The organism is Catenulispora pinisilvae (assembly GCF_015356865.1).
In the GTDB taxonomy this organism is placed as follows: domain Bacteria; phylum Actinomycetota; class Actinomycetes; order Streptomycetales; family Catenulisporaceae; genus Catenulispora; species Catenulispora pinisilvae.
The window spans coordinates 38,388-57,205 of the sequence record NZ_JAAFZA010000023.1; the positions used below are offsets into that span (position 1 = coordinate 38,388).

The window sequence follows — 18,818 nt, forward strand, 5'->3', positions numbered from 1 at the left end:
GTCACGTCAGTCGCCCTTCGTCAGGATCTCGCGGGGGTTCAGGCGCAGCACGGCGATGCCCGGGATGAGCGTGGCCGCGGCGGCGATGCCCAGGCCGGCGGCGCCGATCCGGGCGATGTCGGAGGAGCTGACGCGGACGTCGAGCTTGCTGATCGGCGTGACGGTCGGGGTGTCGGAGCCGGAGCCGGACGAGGAGGCGCCGAGGACGTTGGAGTGGTCCGGGGTGTTGTCCTTGGGCGCGTTCTCCGCCGAGGACACCTCGCCGGCCAGCATGTGGTTCCCCACGCTCCGGGACAGGACGGTGCTGATCGCGGTCGCGCCGGCGATGGCGAGCACCGCGCAGGCGAAGACCTCGACCAGGTGCTGACCCAGCAACCGCGGCTTCTTCTCGCCCATCGACAGCAGGACGCCCATCTCCTTGCGCCGCTCGCGCAGCGAGAAGGCGACGATCAGACCGAGGATCACCGTGCCGCCGATGGACACCAGCCACACCGTGACCGTGGCGAAGCCGGCGGTCTTGGTGATCGGCCCGACCAGCGTCTGGTACTCCTTGTCGTTGATCGACAACGGGAAGATCGACAGGTCCGCGCCGGCCGCGGTGGCGTCCGCCTTGAGCCGCCCGAGGTCGGCCGGGTCGGCCAGGGTGAACGTGGCCTGATTCACCACGCCGTCGCCGGTCTTGCCCAGGAGTGTGGAGGCCCCGGCGGCGGTGAAGTAGAGCTGGTTGCCCGGGTCGAGCATGGCCGGGACGTTCTGGCCGGTGGCGGAGGCCTTGTCGCTGCTGTAGATGCCGACGACGGTGTAGGGGAACTCCTTGGTGTGGTCCAGGGCCGGGTCGAGCTCACCGATCTTGAAGTGGACCTTGGCGCCGACCTTGAGATGGTTCGCGTCGGCCAGCCGCTTCTCGATGACCACCCCGTCGGCCGGCGAGTCCGGACCGATGCCGGTGCCGGCGATGAGCTTGGAGTCGCCGTTGCGGAAGTCCTGCACGGCGTTCAGGTCGCGCACCCCGTCGCCCTGGAAGAAGTCGACGCCGACGCCGCCGCTGCTCTGGGCGCCGGGCGGCTGGTAGAGCTTGATGTCCGAGGACGGCGCGGCGCCGCCCTGGGTGGTGTAGTTGCACTGGACCACGACCGGGGACTTGCAGATCTTGTCGACCAGATCGATGTGCAGATCGCCGTTCGGCCCGATCAGACCGGGACTCTGGCCATTGGCGGGCGTGCCGCCTTTTCCGGAGTTCATGAGCGCGTTCAGATCCAGCTGCATCGTCACCACCGCGCCCACGGACTTCTTCGCCCCGTCGGCGGCCCTTGCCGCCGCCGACTGGATCAGGAACCCGGACAGCACCAGCGTGCAGACGACGAAGAACAGCCCGGTGAGCATCAGGGTTTTGATCACATGCGCTCGGAGTCGCCACCAGGCGCGTTTGAGGAAGTTCACAGGTGCAGCCCTTCAGTCGGTATCGGTGGCAAGCCGTGAACTACGCTAGGCAGCTCGGGATGTGAGCCGTATTTGCCGGCTGAACATATGTCGCCGGAGTTCCACATACGCCTCACATACGCAAAGCTGTAAAGGTAATCAGGTGCGAGTTCTGGTCGTTGAAGACGAGGAATATCTGGCGCGGGTCCTGGAGATCGGACTGCGCCGCGAAGCGATGACGGTCGACGTGGAACACGACGGCGCGCGGGCCCTGGCCCGGCTGGCGGTCCGGGACTACGACGCCGTGGTCCTGGACCGCGACCTGCCGGGTCTGCACGGCGACGAGGTCTGCCGACGGCTGGTCGGCATGGACCCCGGCTGCCGGATCCTCATGCTCACCGCCGCCGGCCGGCTCGGGGACAAGGTCGAGGGCCTGGGCCTGGGCGCCGACGACTACCTGACCAAGCCGTTCGACTTCCCGGAGCTCGTGGCCCGGCTGCGGGCCCTCTACCGCCGCGGCCCGGTCCTGCACGCGCCGGTCCTGGCCTTCGAGGACCTGGCCTTCGACACCCACCGGCGGCACGTCACCCGGGCCGGTGCCGAGATCCGGCTGGCGCCGAAGGAGCTGGCGGTGCTGGAGTTGCTGCTGCGGGCCGACCGGGGCGTCGTCACCACCGAGCAGCTGCTCGACAACGCGTGGGACGAGCTCACCGACCCCGGCCCGAACGCCGTCCGGCTGGTCGTGCACACCTTGCGCAAGAAGCTCGGCGAGCCGCAGCTGGTCCAGACGGTCGTGAACGCCGGCTACCGGATGGGGCTGTCATGAGAGCCGCCATCCGAACTCCGGGCCGCGCTCCCGGCCGAGCCCCGGGCCGAACGCCACGCCAAGCTTCGGGCCAAGCGCCGCGCCGAACCCCGGGCCGAGCTCCCGGCCGAGCCCCGGGCCGGGTCCCGCGTCACCGGACGCTGAGCATCCACGCCCGCCTGTTCGCCGGCTTCGGCGGCACGCTGGGCGTCTCGGCCGCGCTGATGGTCGCGATCATCTATCTCGGAATCCGGTACGTGCCCTCTTACGACCTGAAGCCCGGCCTGCCGGTGTCGGACGTGCAGCGAAGCACCACGATCGTGATGCCCCAGAACACGATCCTGCTCCCGCACGCGGCCGCGATCAGCACCAAGCAGGACGTCTGGTCGGCGGTGCTCGTCACCTCGATCGCCGCCCTGCTCGTGGTGACCACCGTCGGCCTCGGGGCCGGGTGGGTCCTGTCCCGGCGGCTGCTGGCCCCGATCCACGCCATAGGCGAGGCCGCGAGCCGGGCGGCCGACGGCCACCTGCACGACCGGATCAACGCCTCCGGCCCGCCGGACGAGTTGAAGCGGCTGGCCGACACCTTCGACACGATGCTGGCCCGGCTGGAGGAGTCGTTCGCGGCGCATCAGCGGTTCGCGGCGACCGCGTCACATGAACTGCTCACCCCGCTGGCGACGACGCGGGCGATCCTTCAGGTCGCCGAGACCGACGTCAGCGGCGAGGAGCTGGCCGAACTGGCCCCGATGCTGCGGGCCACCAACGAGCGCAGCATCGCCGTCGTCACCGCGCTGCTCCAGCTCGCGGCCACCGACCGGATGGTCCCGGACCCCATCCCCGTCGACCTCAACGCCCTCGTCGCCGAGACCGTCGCCGAACGCCGGGATACCGCTTCCGCGCGGCGGATCAGCGTCGGTGTCGACCTGGAGCCGGAATGCCCGGTGCCGGGGAACGCGGCGCTGTTGCGGCAACTGATCGCGAACCTGCTGAACAACGCGCTGGCCTACAACGTCGAGGGCGGCCGGGTCAGTGTGAAGGTGGATCTGCGGGGCGGCGATGCCGTGCTCACGGTCGCGAACACCGGGCCGCAGATCGCGCCCGACTCCGTTGAGCGCCTGTTCGAGCCGTTTCAGCGGGCCCAGCCGCGGGTCGGCAGCGATCGCTCCGGGCACGGTCTCGGGTTGGCCATCGTGCGGTCGGTCGCGAAGGCGCACGGTGGTGGTGCGACGGCGACGGCCAACCCGGATGGCGGGCTCGCGGTACACGTCACGGTTCCGGTGCGTCGAGTGGCAGGGCACTGAGTAGCCTCACCAGCTGCCTTGGAAGAAGGCGAGGAGCGCGGGCGCCGGATCGGCCGTCGTGGCGATGTTCGCCGCGGCGATGACGAGCACGGCGAGGGACGACAGTGTGAAGACGATCCCGAACCACACCATGCCGCGTTGCGCTCGGTGCTTCCAGGACAGCACGCTCAGCGCGATGAGGATGACCGCGATGAGCGACGCCGCCACGGCCACCACCGCGTGATAGGCGCCGAAGTCGTCGACCATCACCTTCACGGCGGGAGCGGGCTGGCCGCCCTGGTTCGGGTAGTGCGCCAGGTGCTCTCTGATCTGGACGACCGCGGTGGCGAGGTCTCCGTGCGGTGCGCCGGTCGGCAGCATCGACAGCAGCGAGGAGAACGGCGCCAGCGCGCCTTGGATGTTGGCCATCGCCAAAGCCGCGGCGACCAGCGCGAGTACCGCCACGAGGGCTCCGGCCGGTCGTCGCAGCAGAACACTGATGACGACGAGGACGACCAGCAGCGCCGACGCGGCCGCGGCCTTGACGACGTGGTAGCGGGACCAGTAGTCGACGATGCTTTGCATGCCGGCGGGGAAGCGCGGGTCGCCGGAGTTCCAGTACCCGACGAACGCCTTGCCGAAGGCGTTGCTGAGCGCCTGCTCACTGCCGAAGTCGCCGTGCGGCCCGGTCGCCGCCGCGAGCGGGGCGGGAGCCAGGACGAAGGCGGCGATGAGGGCGAGGGCGGTGGCGGCGAGCGCGGCCAGGGCCCAGGCCGGGGCGCTCGCCGGTGGGCGGGATCCGGCCGGCTGGCGTCGCCTTCGGGACTGGGACTGGGACTGGGATTGGGATTGGGACTGGTGGCGTTGGGTCTGATCGCCTGACTGACTGCGGGCCGGAATGTATGCGGGATTGGAGGCTTCGGACGCTGAGGTCATGCAGTCAACGGTTCCGTAGCCGCGCGGTGGGGTCAGCGGGGTACGCCGGACACTTGAAGGTGTGGCTGGCCATACCCTTCGGCGCCTTTCGGCGTTCAGGAACACTCAGGCGTTCAGGAACGCTCAGGCGTTCAGGAACGCTCAGGCGTTCAGAAACGCTCAGGCATTCAGAAACGCTCAGGCATTCAGATAGGCCAGGACGGCGCGCACCCGCCGGTGCACGTCATCGTCGTCCGGCGGCAGCCCCAGCTTGATGAACACGTTCCCGATGTGCTTCTCGACCGTGCTGGCCGACACCACGAGGCGCTGGGCGATGGCCGTGTTGGAATGGCCCTCGGCCATCAGTGCGAGCAGTTCCCGCTCGCGTGCGGTCAGCACCGACAGCGGGTCGCCCCGGCGCTGCCCGCTCAGCAACTGCGCGACGACCTGCGGATCGAAGACCGTCGCGCCGCCGGCGACCCGGTCCAGGGCGTCCAGGAACTCCGCGACCTTGGCGACCCGGTCCTTCAGCAGATAGCCGACCGCGCCGAAGCCGTCGGCGAGGAGTTCGGCGGCGTAGCGGGGCTCCACGTACTGGCTGAGGACGAGTACCGGCGCGCCGGGCAGCTCCGACCGGACGGTGATGGCCGCGCGCAGGCCCTCGTCGGTGTGGGTCGGCGGCATGCGCACGTCGACTACCGACACGTCCGGGCGGTGCTCGAGGACGGCCTCGATCAGCGTCGGCCCGTCCCCGACCGTGGCCACGATCTGGTGCCCCTCCTCGGCCAGCAGCCGGACCAGCCCTTCGCGCAGCAGGACGGCGTCGTCGGCGACGACGATGCGCAACGCGCGGCGAGCCTGGGGCTCGGGGGAAGGCGAGGACGAGAGCGAGGACGAGGACGAGGACGAGGGCAGCAAGGTGCCGGGATCCGTCATAGTGGTTGCTCCGCTGGTGACTCGGCTGATAGCTCGGCTGGTAGCTCCGCGGTGATCGTCGTCGGGCCGCCTTCGGGGCTGTGGATCAGCAGCCGGCCGCCGACCGCCCGCACGCGTTCGTCGAGGCCGCGCAAGCCGTGTCCCTTGGCCGACGCCGCGCCTCCGACGCCGTCGTCTGTCACCCAGACTCGCACTGTTTCGCTGTTGTGCCGGTCTCGATCGTGCCGCAGCCCGATCTCGCACCGGCGCGCGCCGCTGTGTTTGGCCGCGTTGGTCAAGGCCTCGGCGATCGCGAAGTAGGCCGCGATCTCCACGGCCGGGTCCGGCCGCCGGCTCAGCGCCGCGACGTCCAGCCCTGGGCCCAGATCCAGCTCGACGGGGATGATCGAGCGCGCCGCCAACGCGGTGATCGCCGCCGGCAGTCCGCGGTCGACGAGGATCGGCGGGGCGATGCCGCGGGACAGCGTCCGCAGCTCTTCCAGCGCTTCCTGCGCCTGCACGATCGCGTCGGCCAGCGCCTCCCGCACGGTCTCGGGCCGACTGTCGAAGTGGTGCTGCGCGCGGCCGAGTTCCAGCGCCAGCCGGACCAGGCGCTGCTGCGGGCCGTCGTGGATGTCCCGTTCGAGGCGGTGCAGCGCGGAGGTCTGGACTGGCACGACTGGCACGACTGGCACGACTGGCACCGTCGCCACCGCCGCGACCCGGCGTGCGCGGGTTGCGTAGCGCCACACCCCGACGTGGACGGCGACGCAAGCGCGCGTCATCAACGGCAGCGTGACCAGCAACAGCAGGCCGAGCAAGGTGCCCACGGTGAGCCGCTCCGCTGGCGACGTCAGCCCGAGGCTCACGTCGACGTGCGACTGCGTGCTCGCTCCCGCACTCAGCGTGATCGGCGGCAACGGTCCGCTGACCGCGTAGCCGCCACGCGGTATCGAGGTGGACGCGCCGAGGGCCATGAACCACCACACCCCGGTTACCACCGATGTCGTCAGCGCGACCGGCGCCACCAGGACCGCATGCACCAGGCTGGAGCCGGGCGAACTCGGCCGCAGCTGCCACTCGCCATCCCGCACCCTGCCATCCCGTGTCCTGTCACCCCGCAGCCCGCCGACCGCGCCGCCACGCACCTTCCCGATCCGCCACTGCTCCAGCTCAGCAGGCCACCGCACCAGAACCGACGACGCCGCCGTCAACGGCGTGGACTCGGACCCCGGCACCACCAAGCCGAGCAACCCGACGCCCAAGCCGACGACAGCCATCAGCACCCCGAGCAGCGCCGCTACCGGAGCTGTGAGCAGGTACAGCGACTCCACAACAGCGCGCCGCCCGACCCGCCCGACGTCGCCGACGCCCGGCCACGTGCGTCCCTGGACGGCGGGAGGCGACGGAACGGTCATGGGACAAGGGTAATGAGGGCGAAGCGGCTGAGGGTCCCGTCTGCGCTACGTGAAGGTCCCGCCCGCGCTACGTGAGCGTCCAAACGCTACGTGAGCGTCCAAAGCTGGGCGGTGTTCCCCGTGCCGCAAGGCCCCACGGTCAGCAGGTTCCCGAGCCCGTTGTCCGTCAGGCAGTCGCCGGTCATCTGGTTGTGGATGTAGAACTCGTCCTTCGCGGGCCCGTCGGCGAACCACCACAGCTGGTTGGTGCCGGTCAGGCTGTGCCAGAGGTCGACCTGGTTGTTCGCCGTGTTCAGATCCATGACCGAGGCGTGGGTGAGGTTGCTCTCGAAGTCGATGCCGCCGGTGCTCCCGACCGTGGCCCAGTTCAGCAGCCAGTGCTGGTCCACCAGGCTCGGGTCGGGGTGCCAGACGACCATTTGCGAGCCGTCGGCGGTGTTGCCGCCCGCCACGCCGATCGCCAGCTTGTCGCCGATGTTGATCACCATGCCGGGATTGGTGCCCGGAATGGTGGACGACGTGGGGTCCGGTGAGGGGGACGGCGCCGGCGAGGAGGAGTGCACCGGCGGCGGCGAGGGCTTGGACGTGGTCGTCGGGCGCGGGACGGGGGGCTTGGTCGGCGCGAGGTGGGACGACGACGCGGTGGTGCTCGGGCCGCCGAAGATCCCGGGGCCGCTGGAGTACGTGGGGCCGGGGGAATCGGCGCCGGTGGGGGAGGGCGTCGGCGTGGTCGGTCCCGGCTTGGCCGGGGCCGAGGACGCCGCCGCGGCCGACGAGCTCGCCACCGCGACCGGGGGTGCGACCGAAGAGGTGGTGGTGCTGGTGTTCTCGGCCACGTTCGCCGCAGCGTTCGCGACAGTCGCGTTCGCGGAGTTGCCGCCCGGCACGAGGACCAGCCCGACTCCGACCGCGACGAGACCGAACCCGCTGGCCGCCGCGTTACGTTGGGTCAGGAACTTCACGTTTCCCCCTACGAAGACCCTTGGGCACGCACCTGGGCCACCGTGCCCGACGAAGGCGGCCGACACTACGTTCGGGGTTCGCGGGAGGCTCGGTCAAGCCGTTACCTCAGCGTTCTGGGCTGTTTACCGCGCAGTAGGCGAACGACAGGTTATGCCGAGGGAATATCACGTGAAATCTGATCGGCAACGCTCGAAGTGAGCCGCGTGTCAGCGCAAGATGATCAGGGAAGGCTGCCGCGGCCGACAATGTCGGCGAAGCTCAACGTCCCGTGTCACACATCGTCTGGATGATCGCGATATCAGCTACTGTGTGCCGCAATAAAGCCTTCTCGGGTATGTCAGGAGGATGGACCGTGCCTGACTCGGGCGTCGCGGAGAACGAAGCGGAGGTGCGGGCCGGTGCCGAAGCCGCCATCGGGGCCCTTTACCACCAACACAGGACGCCGCTCTTGCAGTATGTACGGCAACTGATTCCCTATGACCCGCACCGGGCCGAGGACGTGGTCCAGGAGACCTTCCTGCGGGCCTGGTTCCTGGTGCGGACCGGTGCCGACCGGCCCGGGTCGCTGCGGCCGTGGCTGTTCACGGTCGCCCGGAACCTGGTCATCGACATGAGCCGGCGCGACCGCGCCCGGCCGCTGGAAGTCAACGACGAGGCCAGCGTCGCGAACCTGCCGGACCTGCGGGACCTGGCCGACTCGGTCTCCCAGACCCGGCTGGTCGTCGACGCCCTGGCCGCCCTGCATCCGTACCAACGCGAGGTGCTGATCCACGTACACTGCCTCGGTCGCACGCGTACCGAGACGGCACGGGTGCTCGGTATACCGGCGGGCACCGTGAAGTCCCGGAACCACCACGCGGTACGGGCGCTCAGACGGGTGCTCACCGACTGCGGCGCGGCATAGTGCGCACGATCGCCTACTCGCGAGTGGATCGACACATGGACCAGTACACACATCCCTTCCTCGCCGCCGGTTCGCACACCGAACCCTGGAACATCGCGGGGTACGTCTTCGTCGCGGCCGGCGTGGGCCTGCTGGCGTACGTCGGGGTCACCAAGGCGGCCGGCCGGTACCGCGACTGGCGGGACAAGGAGCCGGACGACCAACTCCTGGCCAGGGAGTTCGGTGTGGCCCTCGCCGATCCGGAGAACACCCGCCTGTTGCGGATAGCCGCGACACTGGATCCGTACGTCGTCGAGATCGAGACCGACACGGTCCTGATCCGTCTGGCCGGGATCGACGCCCCGGCGCCGGCCGGGCCGTGGACCGCCGACGAGGACGACGACCGGGTCCGGTCCGCGGCCCGGGAACGGCTGGCCGACGCCGACGCCGCGAGCCGGCACCCGTTCATCGCCGTCGGCACCCGGGGCCAGACCCTGGTGTTCATCGACCCCACCCAGTCCCCGGGCGCGATCTCCGTCGAGGGGGATCAGGGTGCTGTGACGCGGCTGGTGGAGGTGTTGCAGCGGCAGAGCGACGCGCTGGGGCACGCCGTCCGGTTCGCCGCCGGTTCGGCGGAGGGGGCCCAGTGGCGGTGGACCCTGTCCGCGGACGGCGAGCTGGACACCGGAGTCCTCGGCGTGCGGGTGCAGACGGCCCAGCTGCCGATGGCGCTCGCATCCCGCGACGCACCGGCCGCGCCGCCCGCTACGGCCAGGCCGGATTCCTCCGACGCCACCGAGACGCCGGACGCCACCGAAACGACAGCCGGGACGGCCGCACAGCCCGGCTCGTCGGCCGCTGCCTCGTCGACCACGGCCTCGTCGACCACCGCCACCGCACCGACCGCCGGATCGCAGGTCCCTGCTTCCCAGCGACCCACGGTCAACCTCCTGGACCGCCTCGAAACAGCGCGCCCCAACCAGACGCGCCCCGACGCGACCCGAGCGGCCGCCCTGCCGTCCCCCTCATCGAAAGCCCTGCTCGTCGCGCAGGCCGAACCGCAGCACGACCGCGACGCCGTCAGCGCCGCGGACCCCGCCGCCGGCCCGAACACAGACCTGGACTAAACCCCCCGATGCGCATAGCCCTCACCGTCCACGGCCTCCGTGACGACTCCGACGCCGGCACCCACGCCGTCCTCGACGCCGCCCCCGGCTCCGAACTCGCCGACGCCGCGGCCCGCCTCGCCGCGCTGTCGCTCGACGAGGACATGGACGGCGCCGACGCGTATGTCCCCACCGCTGTCGAGATCGACGGCGTCCGCGCCGACCGGCGCGCCTTGGTCGGCGACACCGGTCTGCGCGACGGGTCCCGCGTGGTTCTGGACAGCGTCGCCGGGACGCGTCCCGAGGACTACGGCCTGACCCCGGAACCGGCGCTGCTGGAGATCCGCGCGGTCGGCGGCGCCGCGGTCGGCCGCACCTGGCGCCTCGGACTGGGCAGCCACTTCGCGGGGTCGGGTCCGGACTGCACCGTGCGCTGGGCGGGCTTCCCGGCCGAGCACATCGCCCGGCTCACGGTCCGCCCCGACGGCTCGGTCCAGGTGTGCGTGCTCGACGGTGCCGACACCGAGAACCACCACGCCGGTCCGATCCGGGTGCTCCGGCCGGTCCGCAGCGCGCAGGAGACCGAGCAGCTGGAACAGATCGCGAAGCAGGAGAAGCCCAAGGAGCGCAAGCTTCGCGAGCAGCTGGAGAAGGAAGAAGCGCGGGATCTCGCCGAGGCGTCGGAGACCGGGGAGTTCACCGTCCGGGTCCACGACGACTTCGAGATCGCCGGCAGTGTCCTGCGTCTGTCGCCGCCGGCCGAAGCCGACGCCGACGTCCGCCGTTCCGAGCGCGGTCTGGGCCTGGACTACAACCGTCCGCCGCGCATCGTGCCGCCGCTGCCGGTCGAGCGGTTCCGGATGCCGCTCATCCCGTCCCCGCCGAGCCGCCGGCCGTTCCCGCTGATCACCCTGCTGGCCCCGATGGTCATGGGCTTCGCCATGGTGCTGGTGTTCCACTCCTACTTCTACCTCATCTTCACCCTGTTCAGCCCGGTCTTCGCGATCACGAACGTGATCAGCGACCGCCGCACCGGCCGCAAGACCCACAAGTCCGCGATGGCCGACTACCGCCGGGCGAAGGCCCAGCGGGAGAAGGAGATCACCGCCGCCGTCGAGGCCGAACGGACCGCCCGCAACCAGGCCGGCCCCGACCCGGCCACGCTCGGCCTGATCGCCGTCGGCCCCGGCACCCGGCTGTGGGAGCGGCGCCGCGTCGACGGCGACCATCTGACCGCCCGCGTCGGCACCGCCGCCGTGCCGGCCCTGGTGGTGGTCGACCAGCCCAACAGCTACCAGCAGACCGTTCCGGCCTGGCGGGTTCCGGCCGCGCCGGTGTCCCTGGACCTGGCCGCACTCGGTGTCACGGGACTGGCCGGGCCGATCCCGGCCGTGCGGGACCTGGCCCGCTGGCTGCTGGTGCAGACCGGGGTCCTGCAGAGCCCGCGCGACGTGCAGATCCACCTGCTGGCCGACGTCGAGACCCAACCAGACTGGGACTGGCTGCGCTGGCTCCCGCACGCCCGCTTCCCGGAGCACCACGGCTCGCTGGTCCGGGTCGGCAACGATCCGGAGACCGTCGCCAACCGGGTCGCCGAACTCGGCGCCGTGGTCGCCGCCCGGATGCAGGCCCGCGGCTCGGCCATCACCTCCGTCATGTTCGCCGACCCGGACGTCCTGGTGATCGTGGACGGCGCGCGCCGGCTGCGCGACGTGCCGGGCATGGTGCAGATCCTCAAGGACGGCCCCGGGGTCCGGGTCTTCTTCCTGTGTCTGGACCGGCGCGAGGGGCTGCTGCCGGAAGAGTGTAAGGGTGTTGTGACGCTGGAGGACGTGGCGCGCGCCGACGGGTACTACGCGACCGTGCGCCAGGCCGGCGCGCCGGCGCTGCCGGACGTCCGGGCCGACGGCGTCGGCGCCGTGTGGTGCGACACCGTCGCCCGGGCCGTCGCGCCGATCCGGGACGTCACCTCCGAGGACACCGGCGCCCTGCCGGACTCGGTGGCGTTGCTGGACCTGCTCGGCCTGGAACCGCCGGAGGCGGAGCGGATCGCCGCGGCCTGGGAGCGCCGGCCGGCCTCCACGGCGTTCGTCCTGGGCGCCGGGTACGACGGCCCGGCGGTCTTCGACCTGGTGACCGACGGGCCGCACTCGCTGATCGCCGGCACCACCGGATCCGGCAAATCCGAGCTGCTGCAAGCCATGGTGGCCGCGCTGGCCACCGCGAACCGCCCGGACGAGCTGGTCTTCGTGCTCGTCGACTACAAGGGCGGCAGCGCCTTCCGGGACTGCGTGCGGCTGCCGCACGCCCTGGGCATGGTCACCGACCTCGACGACCATCTCGTGGACCGGGCCCTGACCTCGCTGGGCGCGGAGCTGCGCCGCCGCGAACAGGTGCTGGCCGCGGCCGGGGCCAAGGACCTCCCGGAGTACGCGGCGATGCGGGCCCGGAATCCGGAGCTGGCGCCGTTGCCCCGCCTGGTCATCATGGTCGACGAGTTCGCCACCCTGGCCCGCGAGGTCCCGCAGTTCGTCACCGGCGTGGTCAGCATCTCCCAGCGCGGCCGGTCGCTGGGCCTGCACCTGGTGCTCGCCACGCAGCGGCCGGCCGGCGCGGTCACCGCGGACATCCGGGCCAACACGAACCTGCGCATCTCCCTGCGGATGACCGACGGCGCGGAGAGCCGCGACGTCATCGACTCCTCCGACGCCGCCGGTATCTCCGCCGCCACCCCGGGGCGCGCCCTGGCCCGGCTCGGGCAGGCGATGGTCGTGCCGTTCCAGACCGGCTACGCCGGCGCCGCGCGGCCGGTCGAGGACCAGGAGGAAGCCGACGCCCCGCCGCCGCCCACCGCCGCGGCCGCGATGCCCTGGCAGCGCCTGGGCCGGCGGCTCCCGCCGACCGCGCTGGCCGGGGCCGGCGCCGGGGCCGGCGGGTCGCTCGCCGACATCGGCCCGACGGACTTGTCAGAGCTCGTCGACGCCATCCGCGAAGCGGCCACGCTGGTCGACTTCGAGCCGGGGCCGAGCCCGTGGCTGGCGCCGCTGCCGACGAAGCTGCTGCTCGACGAACTGCCGCAGATCCGTCCGCTCGGCCAGGCCCGCCACGGCACCCGGCTGATCCCGGTCAGCTACGCGCTGGACGACCGCCCGGAGCGGCAGGCGCAGGCGCCGGTGGTGTTCAACCCGGACAACGACGGCCACCTGTACTTCATCGGTTCGGCGCGCTCCGGCCGCTCGCAGGCGCTGCGGACGCTGGCCGGCGCGCTGGCCCGCACGGTCTCCACGGCCGACCTGCACATGTACGGGATCGACGCCGGCGGCGGCGCGCTGTCCGTCCTGGAGTCCCTTCCGCACTGCGGGGCGGTGGTGCAGCGGACCGACCGGGAACGGATCGAGCGGCTGCTGACCCGGCTGAACGCCGAGCTGGCCCGGCGTCAGGACCTGTTGACCAAGCACAACGCCGCGAACCTGGCCGAACTGCGCGAGGCGCTGCCGCCCGGGGAGCTGCGTCCGGCGCACATCGCCGTGTTCGTGGACTCCTGGGAGTCGCTGAACACGGCGATCGGCGAGTTCGACAACGGCCGGCTGGTCGACATGATCACCCAGCTGATCCGGGAGGGCGCGGCGGCCGGGCTGCACATGATCCTGTCCGGGGACCGCGCTCTGCTCAACGGCAAGCTCGCCAGCCTGAACGAGGACAAGTTCCTGCTGCGGATGAACGACCGCTCGGACTACATGCTGATCGGGATGGGCCATGCCGAGCTGCCCACGGTCGTGCCGGCCGGCCGGGGGTGGCGCTCGCAGGACTGCATCGAGGCACAGGTGGCCGTGCTGGCCCCCGACCTGTCCGGCCAGGCGCAGGCCGAGGCGCTACGGCGGATCGGCGCCGCGGCCCGCGACCGGGACGAGGGCGTGCCGGCAGCGGCGCGTCCCTACCCGATCGCGCCGCTGCCGTCCTCGCTGACCTTCGCCGAGGCCTGGGAACGGATGCCGGCCGAGCCGCCGCGTCCGCTGTGGGCGCTGCTGGGCCTGAGCGGAGACGACGTGGCACCGCGCGGCGTGGACCTGGCCGCGCGCGGGGCCGTCGTACTCGGCCCGGCCGGCTCCGGGCGCAGCACCGCACTGGCCACGATGGCGGTGTCACTGCTGGCCTCCGGTACCGGTCTGGTGGTCCTCACCCCGCGCGACTCCCCGCTGCGCCGGCTGGCCGGCCAGCCACGGGTCCAGGTGGTGACCGCCCCGCAGCTGCTGGGCCCGGAGATCACCGAGGCGCTGGCCGAGGTCGGCGCCCCGGCGGCGATCCTGATCGACGACGCCGACCTGCTGCTGCACACCGCCGCCGACAACACCCTGCGGGACCTGGTCGCCACCGGCCGGGACCAGGGCGTCGGCATGGTGGCCGCGGGCTCGGCCGAGGCGTTCGTCCAGGCGGTCATCGGCTGGGCCTCGGAGCTGCGCCGCGCGCGCACCGGGGTGCTGCTGGCGCCGACCAGCCTGGCCGAGGGCGACTGCATCGGCGTGCGGCTGCCGCAGGACCTGGTGCGCCGGCCGGTGCGGTACGGCCGGGCGCTCACCGGGGACGCGGAGTCCGGCCGGGTGATGTCGCTGTTGATCCCGCACACGGAACTGAAGTAGCCACCGGTCGAACCAGGCACCGGTCGAACCAGCCGCCGGTCGCCGCCTTCGGCGCGGCGGACCTCGGAGGAGAGCAGGAACATGAACGGTCTGACTCGCAAGCACGCGGCGCTCGGCGGCGCCGCGGCCCTCGTGGTGGGCGTGACGCTCATCCTGATCCCCGGTGGCTCCGCCGCGTCCCGACAGGCACCATCGGCGAACGCGGCCGCGGCGGTGGCCGACGGCACGGCCTCGGCGCCATCGACATCGACCGGATCGCCGTCCCCAGCGCTGGTCCCGTCGGTACCGCAGGCCACTGTCTCACCCGTGCCCCTGTCGAGCGGGAAGACCGCAGCGCCCCCGGCAGCGCCGATCACCACCCTGCCCCCACAGGTCCCGGCCTCCAGCGCCGTACCGCCCCAGCCGGGCACGTCGCGCCCGGCCGTCCCGGCCTCGACGCCATCCCCGAAACAGTCGGCCCACCCGCCGGTCCACACCACGACACCGCCACCGGTGAAGCCCCCAACCTCCGCCCCGCCAGCAGGCTGCGCGTCGGGCACCGGATGGACCGGCGGCGCCACCCTCCCGATCCCCGGCGCCGAACACACCTCGTGCTGGGCCGTCACCACCGAGGCCAGCACGGACGACCCCGCGCGCGGCGGCAGCCAGGACATCGGCCACTTGGCCGACGGCTCCTGGGCGGAGTACCCGATGGTGGACTTCGGCACCGGGCAGAGCCAGTTCCTCGCGCGAGTCGCCTCCGGGGCGGTGGCCGGAATCAGCGGCAAGGTACAGATCCACCTGGACAGCCTGACCAACGCGCCGGTCTCGGTCTTCGAGATCGCGAACACCGGCGGCTGGCAGACCTGGCAGACGGTGCAGATGAACATGAACCGCACGACCGGCGTGCACAACGTCTACCTGAGCTTCGACAGCGGGCAGCCGCAGCCGTTCGTCAGCCTGCACTGGTTCAGCTTTGGGAACTGATACAGCTTCAACTTCGGGAACTGGTTCAACTTCGGGCACTGGTTCAACTTCGGGCACTGGTTCAACTTCGGGAACTGGCTGGAGTTTGCAGGCCGAGTTGCTTTAGTTTGTTGGCTTTAGAAGCTTTTTACGGCCTTCGGTAGAAGTTGTGCCGGTTCGGGGTTCGGGTCGGCGGGTGTGTTTGTCGGCTGCCGGTTCCGGTGTTCACAACCCCGGCGCATCTCAGGCCTCTTCAACTCCGGCAAGTTGGAACAAGAACCAGATCAAGAATCAGATCAACAGCCAGATCAAGGTCAACGGCAAGGTCAAGAACTGTGATGAAGAGCCCGGCGCCTCCGGCGGGGGCTCTTGGCTCCCTCGGGGAACTGGCGCAATTCCATAGGGTGGTCGAGCCAGTCTCAGCGGCGGCGGTCCCTGAGGTGGTGCGGTTCGTTCCCCACGGTCGCGTCGTCAGCCCCAAGGGGTACAGCACCGGTGTCCGGGAGTAAAGTCCGCGCCGTTGCGGTCGGGCGTGGAAGTGGCGGTTTGTCAGAGCGCGAACTTGACTCCCGGCCACCGGCACTGTAGGCAAAGCCCTGCCGACGCGACCGAGGGGAACGAACCGAAAACCGACCGGAGAAGTACAAAACGGGAGTGCGGTACCGGCGACTTCGCGAGTTCGGCTGCCGGTATAGCTGCTGGCCAACGCACCGGCGCATGGGGTGCGCACTCCGGGCTGGCGGGCGCCGGATCGGCCCGGTGGCCAGAATCGATACCGTCGGTATAGCGGGTATGCCATGACGAGCAGACAGAAGGCGGGCATGTCGCCGACCAGCTGCCCACCGGCCCGTCGCCACAACCTCACCGGCGGCCGCATCGCTGAGCTGCGTCTTCGGGCCCTGCGGTTGCTTTTCTTCCGGTCGGTTTTCGGTTCGTTCCCCTCGGTCGCGTCGGCAGGGCTTTGCCTACAGTGCCGGTTCTCGGGAGTCAAGTTCGCGCTGTACGCGGCCGCCACCTCCACGCCTGACCGCAGCGCGCGGACTTTACTCCCGGGGTTCGGCGCTGTACCCCTTGGGGCTGACGACGCGACCGTGGGGAACGGACCGCAACCACCTCACAAACCGCCGCCGCAGGGCCCTGACCCGGCCACCCTATGGAATTGCGCCAGTTCCCCGAGGGAGCCGAGAGCCCCCGCCGGAGGCGCCTGCCGTTGACTTCAGGCGCCCACCACGCACGACCGCCGCCCGCCAACACAACGTATGCGCAGTGACTCGGACCCGCGCGCACCACCCGCACAACCGGCGGCCGCCTACGCGCATCGAGTGGCACAGCGAACTGCGTCTCGATCCGTGATTAGTCAATACCAGGTAGTTCCGTAAAAAAATGCCTTTAACCAACCCACCAACCGCAAGCCACAAGCCACAAGCCTTGCCACTCGTACCGGTCATCATCGGCAGCCGTCACCTGTCACTGGCACCCGTTACCGGCTACACCCGACACCCGCCCCGGCCGGCTGAGCTCGTCAGCCGGCCGGACACCAGGGCCGGACACCAAGGCCGGGACACCAGAGCCAGAACACCAGAGCCAGAACACCAGAGCCGAAGCCCCGCCAGCCCCTAGCTCTTCTGCCCAGCCGTAACAACCGCGTGCTGCGTGTTCCCGTCGAACTCCTGCAACTTCTGCTTGATCGTGTCGAACTGCGTGGCGAAGCTGCCGATGTTGTTCATCGCGGTCGTCAGCTGCGCGTTGAAGTGGATGTAGGCGTCGTGCAGTGCCGGGCTGGACTGCTCCATGTACAGGCCGCCGCCGCTGGACAGCATGGTGGTCACCTGGGTCTGGAGCGCCGCCAGCTTGCCGACCAGCTCGTTGTTGGCGTCGTGCAGCTGCTTGGCGACCGTCTCGACCTTGGTGTAGTCGAATACTGCCTCGGGCATCAGGGTGCTCCTTCGTTCGGGTGGGACGGGGTGGTTCGGGGGTGGGTCACTTCTTGTTGAGGCTGTCGGCGATCGCCTGGTCCATGCCGATGATGCTGTTGGCGATGCTGGTGAACTGCTGGGAGAACGAGCTGATGGTGTGCACGGCGTTCACCAGCGAGGTGTTGAAGCTCTGGTAGGCGGTCTTGAACGCCGGGCTGGACTGCGTCAGGAACAGGCCGCCGTCCCGCGAGCCCAGCAGGCCGTTGACGGAAGCCATGAGGTTGTTCAGCTCGGGGACGATGATCGCGACCTGCGCGTCCAGCTGCGAGGTCGCGGTCTTGATGTCGTCGCTGTTGACGTTGACGTTGCTGACCATGGGGTTCGCCTTTCGTGGGGGATTTGTTGTCAGTGCCGGTGAATCAGAGCCGCTGGATCAGATAAGTGCGTGGCCTCCGCCGCCGGTGCCGCGAGGCACTCCGCCAGCGCCCTGCCCGTCGCCCTTGTCCTTCGGGTCCGGCACGTTGACGCGGTGCCGGTCGCCGGGCTTGCTGGCGTCCCCGGTCCACTTGTAGGTGCTGGTCGAGCCGTCGGTGTTCTTGGTGTCGGAGGTCCACAGCGCGTTGCTGCCATCGGGGTTGGCGGCGCAGGAGGAGGTCTCGGTGGTGCCGTCGGCGTGCGTGATGTGGCTCGTGTAGTTGAACGGGTGGTCCGGGTAGAGCGTGGTGCTCTCGGTGTAGGTGCCGCCGTCGTAGGTCACCGTGGTGTCCTCCTGGGTGACCGGGTTCTGCGCGTTCTCCGGCGGGTTGGGGCCGGAGTTGGCGTCCAGGACGCCGTGGTCCATGGTCTTGGTGGTCGTGGTCATGGACACCGCGCTGGCGTCGAAGGACTTGGCATCGCTCAGCAGGTTCGGGAACGGGGGCTTGTCGCCGTCGGTGAGGACGTTCAGGCCGAACAGCGAGTTGTTGAAGTCCGCGGTGTTCGTGTACGTCATCGGCACGGCGCCGGGGTCCTGCGGGACCGGGCTGCCCGGACCCCACATCGGGATGTGGTTCGTGACCGGGTTGCCGTTCTCGTCGTACGTGATGAACGTGGTCTCGTCGTCCTTGGTCCGCTGGTAGTGCTGGAAGGCGGCCTCTTTCCCGATCCAGGCGTTCAGCAGGTACTGGTAGTTCTGGTAGTTGACGCTCGCGGCCACGCCGAGGTCGTTGTCCAGGAACTGTAGGGCCACGGTCCGGAAGGTCTGGGACAGGTTCCCGAGCTTGGTCTTCGCATCGCCCGCGATGTCGGTGAACTGGTTGTAGAAGTCGTACAGCTTCTCGTTCAGATGCGCGTTGCCGCTGCCGCTGAAGTCACCGCCGTAGATGGTGGTGCCCTCCATGTGGCTGTCGGTGATGTTGGTCTTGAACGCCGACAGCGTCGCGTCGAGGTGGTCCTTGAGCTGGTCCATGTTGTCGGCAGCCGTTTTGAGCTGCGTGTAGTCGATCTGGATCTTTATGCCGGAAGCCAGCTGCGTCGGGTCGTCGTCCGCCAAGGCCCCTCCCCTTCCCCTCGCTTCCCCTCGCCTCAACCGGTGGTACGCACCGGCCGTCGGAAAAGGTTCTCGGTTCCGGCGC

Annotated in this window: 14 protein-coding genes; 6 read left to right on the forward strand and 8 right to left on the reverse strand. The window is 70.4% G+C overall.

What is annotated here, in order from left to right; all coding sequences use genetic code 11:
* Nucleotides 1-6 precede the first annotated feature (6 nt).
* Nucleotides 7-1,440, reverse strand: a complete 1,434-nt coding sequence (locus IZR01_RS09130; RefSeq protein WP_194923595.1) for an ABC transporter permease — start codon at nt 1,438-1,440, stop codon at nt 7-9.
* A gap of 142 nt (nt 1,441-1,582) precedes the next feature.
* On the opposite strand from IZR01_RS09130, the gene IZR01_RS09135 reads away from it, so the two are divergent.
* Together IZR01_RS09135 and IZR01_RS09140 are read left to right on the forward strand one after the other, a co-directional pair.
* The gene (locus IZR01_RS09135) at nt 1,583-2,245 is read left to right on the forward strand and encodes a response regulator transcription factor (protein ID WP_194923596.1); all 663 of its coding nucleotides are present in this window, start codon (nt 1,583-1,585) and stop codon (nt 2,243-2,245) included.
* Nucleotides 2,242-3,528, forward strand: coding sequence for a sensor histidine kinase (locus tag IZR01_RS09140; protein WP_194923597.1), 1,287 nt, complete (start codon nt 2,242-2,244; stop codon nt 3,526-3,528). Before IZR01_RS09135 ends, IZR01_RS09140 begins: the two co-directional genes overlap by 4 nt.
* 6 nt (nt 3,529-3,534) lie before the next feature.
* Here IZR01_RS09140 and IZR01_RS09145 read toward each other — a convergent pair whose 3' ends face one another.
* The 4 genes from IZR01_RS09145 to IZR01_RS09160 all read right to left on the reverse strand — a co-directional run bounded on the left by IZR01_RS09145 (nt 3,535) and on the right by IZR01_RS09160 (nt 7,717).
* Complete coding sequence (locus IZR01_RS09145) at nt 3,535-4,443, reverse strand: hypothetical protein (protein WP_194923598.1); 909 nt, start codon at nt 4,441-4,443, stop codon at nt 3,535-3,537.
* Nucleotides 4,444-4,620: 177 nt separating this feature from the next.
* Nucleotides 4,621-5,268, reverse strand: coding sequence for a response regulator transcription factor (locus tag IZR01_RS09150; protein ID WP_194923608.1), 648 nt, complete (start codon nt 5,266-5,268; stop codon nt 4,621-4,623).
* Nucleotides 5,269-5,354: 86 nt separating this feature from the next.
* Entirely contained in the window at nt 5,355-6,755 is a 1,401-nt protein-coding gene (locus IZR01_RS09155) for a sensor histidine kinase (protein ID WP_194923599.1), read from the reverse strand.
* Between the two features lie 86 nt (nt 6,756-6,841).
* Nucleotides 6,842-7,717: an RICIN domain-containing protein gene (locus IZR01_RS09160; RefSeq protein WP_194923600.1), complete on the reverse strand. Its 876-nt coding sequence runs from the start codon at nt 7,715-7,717 to the stop codon at nt 6,842-6,844.
* A 353-nt stretch (nt 7,718-8,070) separates the two neighbouring features.
* On the opposite strand from IZR01_RS09160, the gene IZR01_RS09165 reads away from it, so the two are divergent.
* From IZR01_RS09165 to IZR01_RS09180, 4 genes are all read left to right on the forward strand, one after another.
* Nucleotides 8,071-8,622, forward strand: coding sequence for a sigma-70 family RNA polymerase sigma factor (locus IZR01_RS09165; RefSeq protein WP_323746958.1), 552 nt, complete (start codon nt 8,071-8,073; stop codon nt 8,620-8,622).
* A 35-nt stretch (nt 8,623-8,657) separates the two neighbouring features.
* Nucleotides 8,658-9,728: a hypothetical protein gene (locus tag IZR01_RS09170; RefSeq protein ID WP_194923602.1), complete on the forward strand. Its 1,071-nt coding sequence runs from the start codon at nt 8,658-8,660 to the stop codon at nt 9,726-9,728.
* Between the two features lie 8 nt (nt 9,729-9,736).
* Nucleotides 9,737-14,344: an FtsK/SpoIIIE domain-containing protein gene (locus IZR01_RS09175; RefSeq protein ID WP_194923603.1), complete on the forward strand. Its 4,608-nt coding sequence runs from the start codon at nt 9,737-9,739 to the stop codon at nt 14,342-14,344.
* A gap of 81 nt (nt 14,345-14,425) precedes the next feature.
* Nucleotides 14,426-15,310: a carbohydrate-binding protein gene (locus tag IZR01_RS09180; RefSeq protein ID WP_228559085.1), complete on the forward strand. Its 885-nt coding sequence runs from the start codon at nt 14,426-14,428 to the stop codon at nt 15,308-15,310.
* 1,595 nt (nt 15,311-16,905) lie between these two features.
* On the opposite strand, the gene IZR01_RS09185 is transcribed toward IZR01_RS09180, so the two are convergent.
* From IZR01_RS09185 to IZR01_RS09195, 3 genes are read right to left on the reverse strand one after another with little or no spacing between them, the layout of a single operon-like run.
* The gene (locus IZR01_RS09185) at nt 16,906-17,223 is read right to left on the reverse strand and encodes a hypothetical protein (RefSeq protein ID WP_194895286.1); all 318 of its coding nucleotides are present in this window, start codon (nt 17,221-17,223) and stop codon (nt 16,906-16,908) included.
* A gap of 46 nt (nt 17,224-17,269) precedes the next feature.
* Nucleotides 17,270-17,581, reverse strand: a complete 312-nt coding sequence (locus IZR01_RS09190; protein WP_194895287.1) for a WXG100 family type VII secretion target — start codon at nt 17,579-17,581, stop codon at nt 17,270-17,272.
* 57 nt (nt 17,582-17,638) lie between these two features.
* Nucleotides 17,639-18,736, reverse strand: a complete 1,098-nt coding sequence (locus tag IZR01_RS09195) for a WXG100 family type VII secretion target (RefSeq protein WP_194895288.1) — start codon at nt 18,734-18,736, stop codon at nt 17,639-17,641.
* Nucleotides 18,737-18,818 lie beyond the last annotated feature (82 nt).

Coding starts and splice junctions, on each gene's coding strand:
- IZR01_RS09140 (WP_194923597.1), top strand. CDS start 2,242: ATGAGAGCCGCCATCCGAACTCCGGGCCGCGCTCCCGGCCGAGCCCCG.
- IZR01_RS09145 (WP_194923598.1), bottom strand. CDS start 4,443: ATGACCTCAGCGTCCGAAGCCTCCAATCCCGCATACATTCCGGCCCGC.
- IZR01_RS09155 (WP_194923599.1), bottom strand. CDS start 6,755: ATGACCGTTCCGTCGCCTCCCGCCGTCCAGGGACGCACGTGGCCGGGC.
- IZR01_RS09170 (WP_194923602.1), top strand. CDS start 8,658: ATGGACCAGTACACACATCCCTTCCTCGCCGCCGGTTCGCACACCGAA.
- IZR01_RS09175 (WP_194923603.1), top strand. CDS start 9,737: ATGCGCATAGCCCTCACCGTCCACGGCCTCCGTGACGACTCCGACGCC.
- IZR01_RS09180 (WP_228559085.1), top strand. CDS start 14,426: ATGAACGGTCTGACTCGCAAGCACGCGGCGCTCGGCGGCGCCGCGGCC.
- IZR01_RS09185 (WP_194895286.1), bottom strand. CDS start 17,223: ATGCCCGAGGCAGTATTCGACTACACCAAGGTCGAGACGGTCGCCAAG.
- IZR01_RS09190 (WP_194895287.1), bottom strand. CDS start 17,581: ATGGTCAGCAACGTCAACGTCAACAGCGACGACATCAAGACCGCGACC.